The organism is Erythrobacter ramosus (genome assembly GCF_009828055.1).
GTDB classification, from domain to species: Bacteria; Pseudomonadota; Alphaproteobacteria; order Sphingomonadales; family Sphingomonadaceae; genus Erythrobacter; species Erythrobacter ramosus.
Map to the genome: position 1 here is coordinate 233,031 of NZ_WTYB01000003.1, position 13,032 is coordinate 246,062.

The window sequence follows — 13,032 nt, forward strand, 5'->3', positions numbered from 1 at the left end:
CCGCGCGGATGATCACCTCCCCCGCCTTTGCCGGTAAGCGTTACGCGGTGCTCGGCCTCGCGCGCTCGGGCGCCGCGGCGGCTGAGGCTTTGATCGCGAGCGGGGCGGAAGTGATCGGTTGGGACCGACAGGACGTTGCACGTGAACCCTTCGTGGGCCGTTGCCGCCTGATCGACCCGCTGGAGCTGGACCTCACCGGCTTTGCGGGCGTGGTCGTCTCGCCCGGTGTGCCGCTGAACTCACACCCCATCGCTCCGCATGTGTGGCAATATGGCTTGCCGGTTATCGGTGATATCGAGCTGTTTGCCGCCGCGCGGCCGCACCTGCCCCCGCACCGCGTGGTCGGCATCACTGGCACCAACGGCAAGTCGACCACCACCGCGCTGACCCACCACATCCTCGAAAGCGCTGGTGTGCCAGCTGTGATGGGCGGCAATATCGGCGACCCGATCTTAGGACAGGACCCGCTGCCCGAAGGCGGGGTCTATGTGCTCGAACTGTCGAGCTTCCAGATTGACCTCACTTTCACGCTCGATTGCGACATTGCCGCGCTGACGAACATCACGCCCGATCACCTCGACCGCTACGCCAGCTTTGAAGCCTACGCCGCATCCAAGGAACGCCTGTTCGAGATGCAGCAGACCGGCACGGCGCTGATCTGCGACGAGGATGAACCTACCCGTGCCATCGCTGACCGGCTGGCCGCTGGGGGCAAGCCGCTGGTGCGGATCAAGACGGCCGATCTGGAGGCAGCGGGACTGGCAGAGGGCCGCTCGCCCTCGCTGGCCGGGCCGCATAATGCCCAGAACGCCGCCGTTGCGGTTGCGATCTGCCGCCAGCTGGGGCTGACCGATACGCAGATCGCCCACGGTCTTGCGACCTATCGCGGCCTTCCGCACCGGATGGAGCGCGTGTGCGAGGTGGACGGCGTTATCTATATCAACGACAGCAAGGCGACCAACGCCGCTTCGGCTGCCCCGGCGCTTGCCGCGTTCCCGCCTGACCCGGCCATCAATGACGGCGCGCCGCGCATCCACTGGATCGTCGGCGGATTGCCCAAGGAAGATGGGCTGGGCGCCTGCGCCGACCATCTTGGCAATGTCGCGGCTGCCTATACCGTGGGTGAGGCCGGGCCGATGTTTGCCGATCTGCTCGAAGGGCAGGTGTTGACCCACCGCTGTGAGCTGATCAGCGAAGCCGTGCGCCGCGCGGCCGAAGCAGCGCGTCCGGGCGAGGTGGTGCTGCTCTCACCCGCTTGCGCCAGTTACGATCAGTTCCGCGATTACGAGAAGCGCGGCACCCACTTCCGCCAGATGGTCGGGGTCATCACCGGTTGTGACGCCGGGGACGACGCCGCAAGCCGGAGCATTCTGCCATGACGGCACCGGCCTATACCTCTGCCCCACGCGGCGCCGGCAATTTTCTCCCCCCCGTCCCTGTGCAGCGCCGCTGGCGTGATGCCCTGCGCATCTGGTGGCGCGAAGTCGACAAAGTGCTGCTGCTGCTGATCGGCCTGTTGATGGCGATCGGCATCGTCGCGGTCGCTGCGGCCTCGCCTGCCAGCGCCGACCAGCTCTCCACCGCGAAAGAGCGCGTGGCCGATTTCATGTTCTTCAAGCGGCACATCGTGTTTCAACTGATGGGGCTGACGCTGATGATCGGCCTGTCGTTCCTCAACCGCGATCAGGCCCGGCGGCTCGGTATTCTGGTGGGTGCGGTCATGCTGGCGCTGTTGTTCGTGGTTCCGATCATCGGCGAGGAAAAGAACGGTGCCAAGCGCTGGATCAATGTCGGCATGAGCCTTCAGCCGTCCGAGTTCCTCAAGCCCGGCTTTGCGATCATCTGCGCCTGGATCCTCAGCTGGCGCCTGCGCGATCCGGGCCTCCCGGTGGTGTGGTATGTCACCGGGCTGATGGGGTTGATTGCGGGCCTCTTGATGCTGCAACCCAACCTTGGCGATGCGATCCTGTTCGGCGGGATCTGGCTGGTGATGGTGCTGCTGGCGGGTGTCGCATGGCAGCGCATTGCCGGGCTGATCGGCGCAGGCGTGGGCGCGCTCGGGCTGGCCTATGTGTTCTATGACAATGCCCGCCATCGCATTGACGGGTTTCTGGGCGGCGGCACGGCCTTCGATCAGGTCGACCTCGCCCAACGCACCATCACGGCGGGCGGCTGGACCGGCACCGGCCTGTGGCTTGGCGTAAGGAAGATGAACCTGCCCGAGGCGCATACCGATTACATTTTCTCGGTCATTGGCGAGGAGTTCGGGCTGATCACCTGCGGGCTGATCGTGCTGCTCTATTGCGCGCTGGTGCTGCGAGTGTTGGTGCGGCTGGTGGGCGAGGACAATCTGTTTGCGCTGCTGGCCGCCACCGGCCTCATCACGCAATTCGGCGGGCAAGCCTTCATCAACATGCTGGTGAACCTCAAACTGTTTCCCTCGAAGGGCATGACTTTGCCGCTGATCTCCTATGGCGGTTCATCGACACTGGCGGTGTGCTTCACGCTTGGGCTATTGCTGGCGATCACCCGGCGCAATCCGTTCCTCGCTCGTGAGGGCGGCAGTTTGCGCGATCTGATCGAACGCAAGGATCCCAGCTCATGACCAGCCATACCCCAACCGGCGCTTCTCGCCATTATGTGCTGGCCGCAGGCGGCACCGGCGGGCACCTGATCCCGGCCTTTGCGCTGGCGGCAGAACTGCACGCGCGGGGTCATCACGTTGCGCTGATCACCGATGAACGCGGCGCGGCGATCCCCGGCAAGCCGGATTTCCTCACCGCCCATGTCCTGCCCGCCGGGCGCTTCGGCAAGAACCCGCTGGGCTGGCCCGCCGGGATCAGCGCGGTGCTGGAAGGCCGCGCGATGGCGCTGCGGTTGTTTGAGGCCTTTGCACCGTCTGCCATCGTCGGCTTCGGCGGCTACCCCGCGCTCCCTGCGCTGCTGGCGGCGACTGCGGCCAAGCTGCCGAGCATCGTCCATGAACAGAACGCGGTGCTGGGGCGGGTGAACCGCCTGCTGGCAGGCCGGGTGGACGCGATTGCGACCTCCTACGACAAGGTCGACCGCCTGAAGCCCAAGCACGCCCACAAGGTGCGCCTGACCGGCAATCCGGTACGCGCCGAGGTTCTGGCCCTGCGCGACAAGGACTTCCCGGCCTTTACCGACGAAAGCCTGCTGCGCATTCTAGTGACCGGCGGATCCCAGGGCGCACGGGTGCTTTCGGAGGTGGTGCCTGATGGCCTCGCCATGCTGCCGCCTGCACTGCGCCAGCGCTTGCAGGTGACTCAGCAATGCCGTGCCGAGGATCTGGAGACGGTGCGGGCGCGCTATGCCAATCATGATATTCCGGCCGAACTTGGGACCTATTTTGAAGATATGCATGAACGGCTGGCCGACGCGCACCTGTTCATCGGCCGCGCGGGCGCTTCGACCATTGCCGAGCTGACCGCAGTGGGCCGTCCGGCGATCCTCGTCCCGCTGCCGATAGCGACGGATGATCACCAGGCGGTCAATACTCGCGAGATGGTGAAGGCCGGCGGCGCCCGGATGATCCGGCAGGATGCGTTCCAGCCCAAGGAGCTGGCAAAGCAGATTCAGGCGATGGCGATGAACCCCGCCAGCCTCGCCAACGCCGCGCATTGCGCCTTCAATTGCGGGCGGCCCGATGCGGCGAATGACCTCGCTGACCTTGTCGAGAGCATGAGCGGGATCGATCTGATGGACGTGATCCGCATCGGCGAAGGTGCGCACCGCGCAGCGCAAGCCACTACCCGCCCGCATGCCGCGACCCGCAAGGCGGCCAAGGACGCCGTCAATCATGGGTCAGACGCATGAAGGGCGTCGGCACTGATATTGGCACGATCCACTTTGTCGGCATCGGCGGGATCGGCATGTCCGGCATTGCCGAGGTGATGCGCAACCTAGGCTACACTGTCCAAGGTTCCGACATTTCCGAAGGCCCCAGCGTTGAGCGCCTGCGCGCGCGCGGGATCACGGTGCATATCGGCCACGCCAAGGAGAATGTGGAGGGCGTGGCGGTCGTCGTCACCTCCACCGCCGTGCGTCGTACCAACCCCGAAGTCGCCGCCGCCTTGGAAGCCCGCATACCTGTGGTGCGCCGCGCCGAGATGTTAGCCGAGCTGATGCGGCTCAAATCCACCGTCGCGGTGGCAGGCACGCACGGCAAGACCACGACAACCAGCATGATCGCCACGCTGCTCGATGCAGGCGGGGTTGATCCGACCGTCATTAACGGCGGCATCATCGAACAATATGGCTCGAACGCCCGGCTCGGCGATTCCGACTGGATGGTGGTTGAAGCGGACGAGAGCGATGGCAGCTTCCTGCGCCTCGACGGGACGATCGCAGTTGTTACGAACATCGACCCCGAACACCTTGATCACTACGGCGATTTCGACGGAGTGAAGCGGGCGTTCGTGGAGTTCATCCACAACGTCCCCTTCTACGGCGCGGCGGTGCTGTGCGTGGATCACCCCGAAGTGCAGGCGGTGATCGGCCAGGTGCGCGATCGCAAGGTCGTGACTTATGGCTTCTCGCTGCAAGCCGACATCTGCGGCGTGAATATCCGCAGCCTCGACGGCGGCAACAGCTTCGATGTGATCGTGCGCCAGCGTGGGCCCAAGGAGAGCCGCGAGGATCGCCGGATCGAAGGCGTGCACCTGCCAATGCCGGGCCGCCACAATGTCCAGAACGCGCTCGCCGCGATTGCCGTGGCGATTGAGATGGGCTGTTCGGACGAGGTGATCCGCACCGGCTTTGCGCGCTTCGGGGGCGTGCGGCGGCGGTTCACCAAGGTCGGCTCCGTCGCGGTGGACGGCGGCGCGGTGACGGTGATTGACGATTACGCCCACCACCCGGTCGAAATCCGCGCCGTACTCAGCGCCGCGCGCGAGGCTGTGGCGGGGACCAGTGGCCGCGTCATCGCGGTTGCCCAGCCGCATCGCTATTCGCGCCTCAATGATCTGATGGACGCCTTCCAGTCCTGCTTTGACGATGCCGATATCGCCTATGTCGCCCCAGTCTATCCGGCGGGCGAGGAGCCGCTGCCGGGGGTCGATCACACCGCGTTGGTCGCCGGCATGAAGGCGCGCGGGCATCGTGCGGCACGCGAAATCGCCGGGGCGGACGCCTTGGCCGAGACACTGGCAGGTGAAATCCAACCGGGCGACATGGTCGTGTGCCTTGGCGCGGGCGACATCACGCGCTGGGCGGCGGGCCTCGCGCCTGCCATCACCGCCAAGCGGGATGCGGCATGAACCAGCCGGGCGACAGCTACGAATATGATAACGGCGCTGCCCCTACCTGCGCAGTCGAAGGCGGCGTGTCGGCGCCCGTGCCGCTCGAAGGCATTCGCGGTAAGCTGACCTGCAAGGCCCCGCTTGCACCCTATACGTGGTTCAAGACTGGCGGGCCGGCTGACTGGCTGTTCGAACCTGCTGATCTGGACGACCTCAAGACCTTCCTTGAACGGCTCGGCGGGGAAATCCCGGTCATGGCGCTGGGCCTCGGCTCGAACATGATCGTGCGCGATGGCGGGGTTCCCGGCGTGGTGGTGCGGCTGGGCAAGGCCTTCGCGGGCGTTGCCATCACCGGCGAGAATGAAATCACCTGCGGCGGCGGGGCGAGCGGGATTCTGGTCGCCTCGACGGCGCGGGACAATGGCATTGCGGGCGTGGAATTCCTGCGCGGCATCCCCGGTACCGTCGGCGGTTTCGTGCGGATGAACGGCGGGGCCTACGGGCGCGAGGTGGCCGATGTGCTGCTCGATTGCGCGGTGATCCTGCCCGAAGGATCCTTCGTGACGCTGACTGCCGCCGAACTCGATTACGGCTACCGCCATTCGGCGCTGCCCGATGGGGCGATTGTCGTTTCAGCGCGGTTCCGCGGTCACCCCGGCGATCCTGCCGAAATCGGCGCAGAGATGGACCGCATCGCCGCCGCCCGCGAAGCCTCACAACCGCTGCGCACCAAGACCGGCGGATCGACCTTCAAGAACCCCGAAGGCCACAAGGCCTGGGAGTTGGTCGACCGCGCGGGCTGCCGTGGTCTGACGCTGGGCGGCGCGCAGGTCAGCGAAAAGCACACCAATTTCCTCATCAACACCGGCACCGCCACCAGCGCCGACATCGAAGGGCTGGGCGAGATGGTGCGCGATAAGGTTTACGCTGCAACCGGCGTAAGCCTTGAATGGGAAATCCAGCGAGTAGGACGTCCGTGAGCCTTCCCAAACCCCTCCACGTTGCAGTCCTGATGGGCGGCTGGGCCAACGAACGCCCCGTCTCGCTGACGAGCGGCGCGGGCGTGGCCGATGCGCTGGAAAGCAAGGGCCACCGCGTCACCCGGATCGATATGGGCCGCGACGTTGCGCTGCGGCTCCACGAAGCGAAGCCCGATGTCGTCTTCAACGCGCTCCACGGCGTTCCGGGCGAGGACGGGACGGTGCAGGGGATGCTCGACCTGATGGGTCTGGCCTACACCCATTCGGGCCTCGCCACCTCGGTGATCGCGATTGACAAGCAGCTGACCAAGCAGGCGCTGGTGCCCCACGGAATCCCCATGCCCGGCGGGCGAATCGTGACGCGCGAGGAACTCTACGAGCGCGACCCGTTGCCGCGCCCCTATGTGCTGAAGCCGGTCAATGAAGGGTCCTCCGTCGGCGTCGCGATTGTCACCACCGAGAGCAATGTCGGCAACCCGATCAGCCCGGATGCGCGCGGCCCGTGGCAGGAATTCGCCGAACTACTCGCCGAGCCCTTCATCAAGGGCCGTGAACTCACCGCCGCTGTGCTGGACGGCCCCAATGGCCCACGCGCACTGGGCGTCACCGAACTGGTCGTGGCGAACGGCTTCTACGATTACGAGAACAAGTACACCGCTGGGCGTACCGAGCACATCTTCCCGGCCAAGCTCCCACCCGAAATCACCGCGCTGTGCGAAGCCTATGCGGTTAGGGCGCATCAGGTGCTCGGTTGCCACGGCACCAGCCGCACCGATTTCCGCTGGGATGACGAAGCGGGGGAGGACGGCTTGTTCGTGCTCGAAACCAACACCCAGCCGGGCATGACGCCGCTCAGCCTCGTGCCCGAACAAGCGGCCCGTAGCGGCATCCCTTATGCCGATCTGGTCGAGATGCTGGTAGCGGAAGCCCTGCGGGTGCACGCGGCGAAACAGGCAAAGGGGGGCGGCAATGGCACAGCAGATCAGGCGTAACGGCACCACCGGGGTCCGCCGTGCAGCCAAGTCGCAGAGCCGCAGCCAGACCGCCCGCCGCGCGCGGGGGCAGGCGAGCGGTATTCTCGACAAGGCGATGGGCGTGCTGCCTTTCACCGAGGAACAGTGGAGCCGCATCTGGCTCTCCATGATTATCGGCACGGGCGTCGGGATCGCTTTCGTGATCGCCAGTCTGGCTGGTGTGCCCGCGTTGGCGCAGGCACAGGTGGCGCGGATTGCCGCCGATGCCGGGTTCGAAGTGCGCCATGTGCGTGTCACCGGCACCTCGCGGATGGACGAACAGCAGGTCTATGCCCGCGCGCTCGCCACCCGCAATCAGGCGATGCCGGACGTCGACGTGGCCAAGCTGCGCGCGGAATTGCGGGCGCTGCCGTGGGTCAAGGACGCGCGCGTCTCGATCCAGCTGCCGCATACGCTGGTGGTCGATATCGTCGAGCGTGAGCCGCACGCGGTGCTCGAACGGCCGGACCGGCTGATGCTGATTGACGCCACCGGGGTCGAGCTTGAGCCGGTCGCGCCGGAGAAAGCCAAGGGGATGCTGCGGCTCGCCGGGCCGGGCGCGGGCAAACAGGCGCGCAGCCTCGAAACCCTGCTGGCCGCTGCGCCTGCCTTGGCGCCCAAGGTCGAAGCTGCGGAATGGGTCGGCAACCGCCGCTGGAACCTCACCTTCCGCACGGGACAATTGCTCGCGCTGCCCGAAGGCGAAGTCGAATCCGCGACCGCGCTGGTCAAGTTTGCGAAGCTCGATGGCCAGAACCGGCTGCTCGGCGGCAAGGTGCTGGCCTTCGACATGCGTACGCCGCCGCGCTTGTATCTGCGCCTGCCCGAAGGTGTCGCCGAGCCCAAGGTCGTGGGCGCGACGGACGAAAGGGAGACCACCTGATGGCTTCACGCCCCGCCACTCCGCGCCGCCTCGCGCGCACCTACGCCGCCGTGAATGTTGGGAGCTTCCGCATCTCGGCGATGATCATGGGCGAGACCGAGAACGGCGAATTGCAGGTGCTCGGCTCCGGCCACCGCGCCAGCGCCGGGATCAAGCGCGGCTATGTCACCGACATGACCGCCGCCGCCCACGCGATCCGCGATGCGGTGGAACGCGCGGAGAAGAGCGCCAATACCCCGGTCAGAAGCGTCTGGATCGCTTGCGCCGGAGCTGGCCTCGCCAGCCACGTGGTCGCAGTCGATATCGAGATCGGCGGACGGCGGATCGAAGACGAGGATGTCGAGCAGCTGCTGATCCAGGCGCAGGACATGATCCAGCCCGACGGCCGCAAGGTACTTCATGCGCAGCCAGCGCATTACACGTTGGACGGGGCGCATGGCGTGGCGAACCCGCGCGGGCTTCATGCCGAGCGGCTGGGTGTCGATATTCATGTGATGCTGGCGGACGGCGCGCCGGTCCGGAACCTGACCGAAGCGGTGCAGAGCGCGCATCTCGAAGTCGAAGGCGTCGTGGCCGCGCCGCTGGCAGCGGGTCATGCCTGCCTCACGCCGGAAGAACGCGAACTCGGCGTGGCGCTGGTCGAAATCGGCGCGGACATCACCAATGTCGCGGTGTTTGCGGGCGGGATGCTGCTGGGCTTGCGCGCGGTGCCGATGGGGTCGGCGGACATCACCGATGCCATCGCCAGCAGCTTCGGCATCCGCCGTTCGCAAGCCGAGCGCCTCAAGTGCGTCGCTGGCTCGGCTATCGCCAGCCCGGCCGATCACCGCGAACTGATCCCGGTCAATGGCCCCGGAGAGGTTGGCGGCGAAGGTGGGGAGGGCGCGCCGGTCGGCCCACTGGCGCGCGGCGCGGACGACAAGAACCGCATTCTGCGCGCCGAACTGGTCGCGGTGGTGACGCAGCAGCTTTCCGTCCTGACCGGTGAGATCGGCAAAGCGCTCAAAAGCATGGGCTTTGCCGGATCCCGCGCGGGTCAGGTGGTGCTGACCGGCGGCGGGGCAGAGCTCGCCGGAATGGCCGATTTCATGCAGGGCGCGCTGGGGCAACCCGTGCGGCTTGGCCGTCCGCCGCAGCTGTCCGGGATGCCCGAAGCACACCACGCACCCGGCTTTGCAACGCTGGCGGGCCTGTGCCTCTATGCCGCCGAAGACCCGGTCGATATCCGCGCGGTGGGCGCTGGACGAGGCGGGGTGTACCGAGCGTTCGCACGCGAAACCGGGATCATGGCTCTGCTGGCGCGGCTGGTGCGGGCCGTGAAGGAGTATTTCTAGCCGCGCCGCACAAGCTTCTGCCGATTGATGATCAGACCTTGCACTGTGGATAAGGACATCGTCGGTATAAAATATACATCGTGATTATGTCACAGACACTAACCGCGGGCCGTAGTATGAGAAATTCCTGCACCTGCGCCTGGAGGACAAGCTGATGAGCATCAATATCGGACCCGCGGTGACTGACGATCTGCGTCCCCGCATCACCGTGATCGGGATCGGCGGGGCCGGCGGCAACGCGATTGCGAACATGATCGCTGCCGAAATTGAGGGCGTCGAATTCATTGTCGCCAACACCGATGCGCAGGCGCTCGCCACTTCACCGGCTGAGCGGCGCATCCAGCTCGGTCCGGACATCACTGGCGGCCTTGGCGCGGGCGCGCGTCCCGAGGTGGGCAAGGCTGCGGCGGAAGAAACCGTCGCCGAAATCGAAAGGGCGCTTGAAGGCGTCAATATGTGCTTCATCGCTGCTGGCATGGGCGGCGGCACTGGCACCGGCGCTGCGCCGGTGATCGCGGAAGCTGCGCGCCGCATGGGCGTGCTGACCGTCGGCGTTGTGACCAAGCCGTTTCTGTTCGAAGGCACCCGCCGGATGCGCGCGGCCGAAGCCGGGATCGAGGAGCTCCAGAGCCAGGTCGACACGCTGATTGTCATCCCCAACCAGAACCTGTTTCTGGTCGCCAAGGCGGAAACCACCTTCAAGGAAGCCTTCCAGCTGGCTGACGAAGTGCTCCAGCAGGGCGTGCGTTCGATCACCGATCTGATGGTGATGCCGGGCCTGATCAACCTCGACTTTGCCGACGTCCGCTCCGTCATGAGCGAGATGGGCAAGGCGATGATGGGCACCGGTGAGGGCGAAGGTGAGAACCGCGCGCTCGACGCGGCCGAACAGGCGATTGCCAATCCGCTGCTCGACGGCGTCAGCATGGCCGGCGCGCGCGGGGTGATCATCTCGATCATTGGCGGCGAAGACATGCGCCTGCTCGAAGTCGATGAAGCCGCCAATCACATCCGCGAGCTGGTGGACGAAGACGCCAACATCATCTGGGGCTCGGCATTCAACCCCGACCTCAAGGGCAAGATCCGCGTCTCGGTGGTTGCCACCGGGATCGAGCAGAGCGCGATCGGCCATGTCGAGCGTTCGCATTCGGTCTCGCTCGGCGCGTCGCGTGCACCCAAGCGTCCGGTGCTGGAGCTTTCGGAAGACGAAGGCCTCACCGAACTGCCGCCAGTGGACGAAGCGCCCGAGCCTGAAGCTCCGGCGGCCTATGAACCGCCTGCGGCTCCCGCACCCGCGCCCGCGCCCGTCAGCTATGACGAAGAAACGCTCGATCTGTCGGACGAAGCGGAAGACGCCGATTACCCGCCCGCCGCGCCGTTCGAATTGAGCGGGATGCAGGCCGGTGACGACTACAGCAACGAATATGACGACGACGTCGATGACATCGTCGATCCGCTCGCTGGGTTGCGCGGCGCGGACGAGGCCGGCCCTTATGGTGAGCCGGTGGCTACGGCCCCCGCGCCTGCCGCGGACAATGAAGGCACACTCGATCTCGGCGAAAGCTATTCCGCTTACGAGGACGAGCCCGTGCAAGACGATCTGCTCGCCAATGCTGACCGTCTGGCGGCGCAGGACCGTCCGGTCGAAGCCAAGCTTGGCGGCGGACGTCGCCGGTCGCTGCTGGGTGGCGGGAGCGAAGACGGTGGCAGCGGCGGCGGTTCGGGCGCCGGCAGCACGCTGTTCGAACGCATGGCCAACCTGTCGCGCAGCAACGCGCGCGATGACGAGGAAGATGATGACGGGGATGATGGCCCGGCGCTCAGCATTCCGCGCTTCCTTGGACGGCAGAACAACCAGTAACCCACGGCCGTAACGCCGTCCGGCGCGCGTGCGGCGCTGTTGGTCGCGCGCCGCCGCCGGGCCACTGGCGGGCGGCGACAGGCACGCTAGAGCATGACCATGGTGTCGCGCCTTTCCATACTGGCTTTAAGTGCTGCCCTGTTTGGCGGCCTGCCTGCTAGCGTGGCGGCGCAGGAGACGATTTCCCGACCCGTCGTGCAGGCGCTCCCCGCGCCCGAAGTCCAGCGTCTCAACCGCGCGCTGGTGGCGCTGGCCAAGACGCCGCGTGACCGCGATGCCTTGATCGAGGCAGGGCAGGCATCCCTCGGCGTCGACGATCTGGAAGCGGCGATCGGGTTCTTTGGCCGCGCGGCGGACGTCGATCCAGGGCATCCCGGTGCTGCGTTGGGGCTGGGCTCGGTCTATCTGCGCGCAGGCCGTGCGGGCGAGGCGTTGCAGCAATTCGAACGTGCATTGGCGGGCGGGGCGGATGAGCGTGCCGTGCTGACCGATCAGGCGCTCAGTTTCGATCTCATCGGCGAACAGGCTACGGCGCAGACCACATATGCCCGTGCGCTCGCGCTTGATGCCGGCAATGACGAGGCGCGCCGCAGACTCGCAGTCAGTTTCGCGATTTCCGGCAATCGCGCGCGGTTTGAAGAGACACTGCGGCCCTTGCTCGACAAGCGCGATATGGCTGCACAGCGCGCGCGCGCCTTCGGCCTTGCGATCATGGGCGAAAGCGACCGCGCAACCCTGATTGTCGAGCAGGTGATGCCGCGCGATCTGGCGACCCGGCTGGTGCCCTACCTCGGTTACATGCCGCGCCTGACCAAGCCGCAGCAAGCCGCCGCCGCCAATCTCGGAATCTTCCCGCGCGCCGCCGATATCGGGCGCGACGATCCGCGCCTTGCGCGCTTTGCCGCTGAGGAACGGGCAGGGAGTCGGCTGGCCCCGTCCGGCCCGTTGCTTGACTCGCGGACCGTTCCCCCAGTTGCCCAGACGCCCGCACCTGTGCCTTTGCCTGCGCCTGAGCCGACACGGGTCGCGACCGTCGCTCCGGTCACTGTCACAACGGTCGCGGCAGTCCTGCCCGCGCCGCCCCCGGTTGCTGCGCCGCTTCCGCCGCCCCCTTCGCCGCCCGCCGCCCCTGTGCGCGTGGCCGATGCCTTTGCCGACCTCGTCAACGCCCCGCTCCCCGATGCGCGGGTCAGCGGTGATGCGGTCGATATTTCGCGAATCACGGTGAAGCGCGAACTGCCGCCGCCGCCGCCTGAAAAAGCCAAACCGAAGGAACCGCCCAAGCCGGTCCACCCCAGCCGCGTCTGGGTGCAGGTGGCGACCGGCAAGAACGTCAAGGCGCTCGGGTTCGATTGGCGGCGCATCGCGAAGGAGGGCGGCGCGCCGCTCGCCAAGCTCAAGCCGTACACCACCCGCTGGGGCGAGGCGAACCGCTTGCTGGCCGGGCCGATCGACAATCGTGACAAGGCCCAGGCCCTGCTGCGCGAGCTCAAGGCCAAGGGGATCGACAGCTTCCTCTATGTGAGCCCAGAAGGCGAAGAAATTCAGCCAGTTAAATAGAGTTTTCCGCCATCTGTGCACGATCTTTGCACAGGCTTTGCACAGCTCTATCCGGTTCTCCCCAGCCGCCCTGACGTGGGCGATTGCCAACCACACCCCAACCCGTTCATGCGTTGCCCCAATGGTGCAAACGACCCTCC

General features: G+C 66.4%; 10 protein-coding genes. All 10 read left to right on the forward strand.

All coding sequences use genetic code 11. The features are described from left to right. Positions 1-8 precede the first annotated feature (8 nt). The 10 genes from murD to GRI59_RS13860 all read left to right on the forward strand — a co-directional run bounded on the left by murD (position 9) and on the right by GRI59_RS13860 (position 12,892). Positions 9-1,379: a UDP-N-acetylmuramoyl-L-alanine--D-glutamate ligase gene (gene murD, locus GRI59_RS13815; protein ID WP_160761828.1), complete on the forward strand. Its 1,371-nt coding sequence runs from the start codon at positions 9-11 to the stop codon at positions 1,377-1,379. Then, positions 1,376-2,605 (forward strand): FtsW/RodA/SpoVE family cell cycle protein, encoded by a 1,230-nt coding sequence (locus GRI59_RS13820; protein WP_160761829.1) that lies wholly within the window; start codon positions 1,376-1,378, stop codon positions 2,603-2,605. The genes murD and GRI59_RS13820 overlap by 4 nt, the downstream gene beginning before the upstream one ends. Next, positions 2,602-3,837 carry an undecaprenyldiphospho-muramoylpentapeptide beta-N-acetylglucosaminyltransferase gene (gene murG, locus GRI59_RS13825; protein WP_160761830.1) on the forward strand — a complete coding sequence of 412 codons (1,236 nt, stop codon included), beginning with the start codon at positions 2,602-2,604 and terminating at the stop codon, positions 3,835-3,837. Before GRI59_RS13820 ends, murG begins: the two co-directional genes overlap by 4 nt. Continuing rightward, entirely contained in the window at positions 3,834-5,279 is a 1,446-nt protein-coding gene (murC, locus tag GRI59_RS13830) for a UDP-N-acetylmuramate--L-alanine ligase (protein ID WP_160761831.1), read from the forward strand. Before murG ends, murC begins: the two co-directional genes overlap by 4 nt. Continuing rightward, a complete protein-coding gene (murB, locus tag GRI59_RS13835; protein WP_202391022.1) occupies positions 5,276-6,241 on the forward strand; it encodes a UDP-N-acetylmuramate dehydrogenase in 966 nt (321 codons plus the stop codon). The genes murC and murB overlap by 4 nt, the downstream gene beginning before the upstream one ends. Continuing rightward, positions 6,238-7,233 (forward strand): D-alanine--D-alanine ligase, encoded by a 996-nt coding sequence (locus GRI59_RS13840; RefSeq protein ID WP_160761832.1) that lies wholly within the window; start codon positions 6,238-6,240, stop codon positions 7,231-7,233. The genes murB and GRI59_RS13840 overlap by 4 nt, the downstream gene beginning before the upstream one ends. Continuing rightward, positions 7,211-8,137, forward strand: a complete 927-nt coding sequence (locus GRI59_RS13845) for a cell division protein FtsQ/DivIB (protein ID WP_160761833.1) — start codon at positions 7,211-7,213, stop codon at positions 8,135-8,137. Before GRI59_RS13840 ends, GRI59_RS13845 begins: the two co-directional genes overlap by 23 nt. Next, on the forward strand, positions 8,137-9,471 hold the full coding sequence (gene ftsA, locus GRI59_RS13850) for a cell division protein FtsA (RefSeq protein ID WP_160761834.1): 1,335 nt from the start codon (positions 8,137-8,139) through the stop codon (positions 9,469-9,471). Before GRI59_RS13845 ends, ftsA begins: the two co-directional genes overlap by 1 nt. 154 nt (positions 9,472-9,625) lie before the next feature. Beyond that, complete coding sequence (ftsZ, locus tag GRI59_RS13855) at positions 9,626-11,332, forward strand: cell division protein FtsZ (protein WP_160761835.1); 1,707 nt, start codon at positions 9,626-9,628, stop codon at positions 11,330-11,332. Positions 11,333-11,425: 93 nt separating this feature from the next. Beyond that, positions 11,426-12,892: an SPOR domain-containing protein gene (locus GRI59_RS13860; RefSeq protein ID WP_237440850.1), complete on the forward strand. Its 1,467-nt coding sequence runs from the start codon at positions 11,426-11,428 to the stop codon at positions 12,890-12,892. Positions 12,893-13,032 lie beyond the last annotated feature (140 nt).

Excerpts from the sequence above, each read along its gene's own strand:
- GRI59_RS13845 (WP_160761833.1), top strand. The coding sequence starts at position 7,211 with ATGGCACAGCAGATCAGGCGTAACGGCACCACCGGGGTCCGCCGTGCA.
- murD (WP_160761828.1), top strand. The coding sequence starts at position 9 with ATGATCACCTCCCCCGCCTTTGCCGGTAAGCGTTACGCGGTGCTCGGC.
- GRI59_RS13820 (WP_160761829.1), top strand. The coding sequence starts at position 1,376 with ATGACGGCACCGGCCTATACCTCTGCCCCACGCGGCGCCGGCAATTTT.
- murB (WP_202391022.1), top strand. The coding sequence starts at position 5,276 with ATGAACCAGCCGGGCGACAGCTACGAATATGATAACGGCGCTGCCCCT.
- murG (WP_160761830.1), top strand. The coding sequence starts at position 2,602 with ATGACCAGCCATACCCCAACCGGCGCTTCTCGCCATTATGTGCTGGCC.
- murC (WP_160761831.1), top strand. The coding sequence starts at position 3,834 with ATGAAGGGCGTCGGCACTGATATTGGCACGATCCACTTTGTCGGCATC.
- GRI59_RS13860 (WP_237440850.1), top strand. The coding sequence starts at position 11,426 with ATGACCATGGTGTCGCGCCTTTCCATACTGGCTTTAAGTGCTGCCCTG.
- ftsZ (WP_160761835.1), top strand. The coding sequence starts at position 9,626 with ATGAGCATCAATATCGGACCCGCGGTGACTGACGATCTGCGTCCCCGC.
- ftsA (WP_160761834.1), top strand. The coding sequence starts at position 8,137 with ATGGCTTCACGCCCCGCCACTCCGCGCCGCCTCGCGCGCACCTACGCC.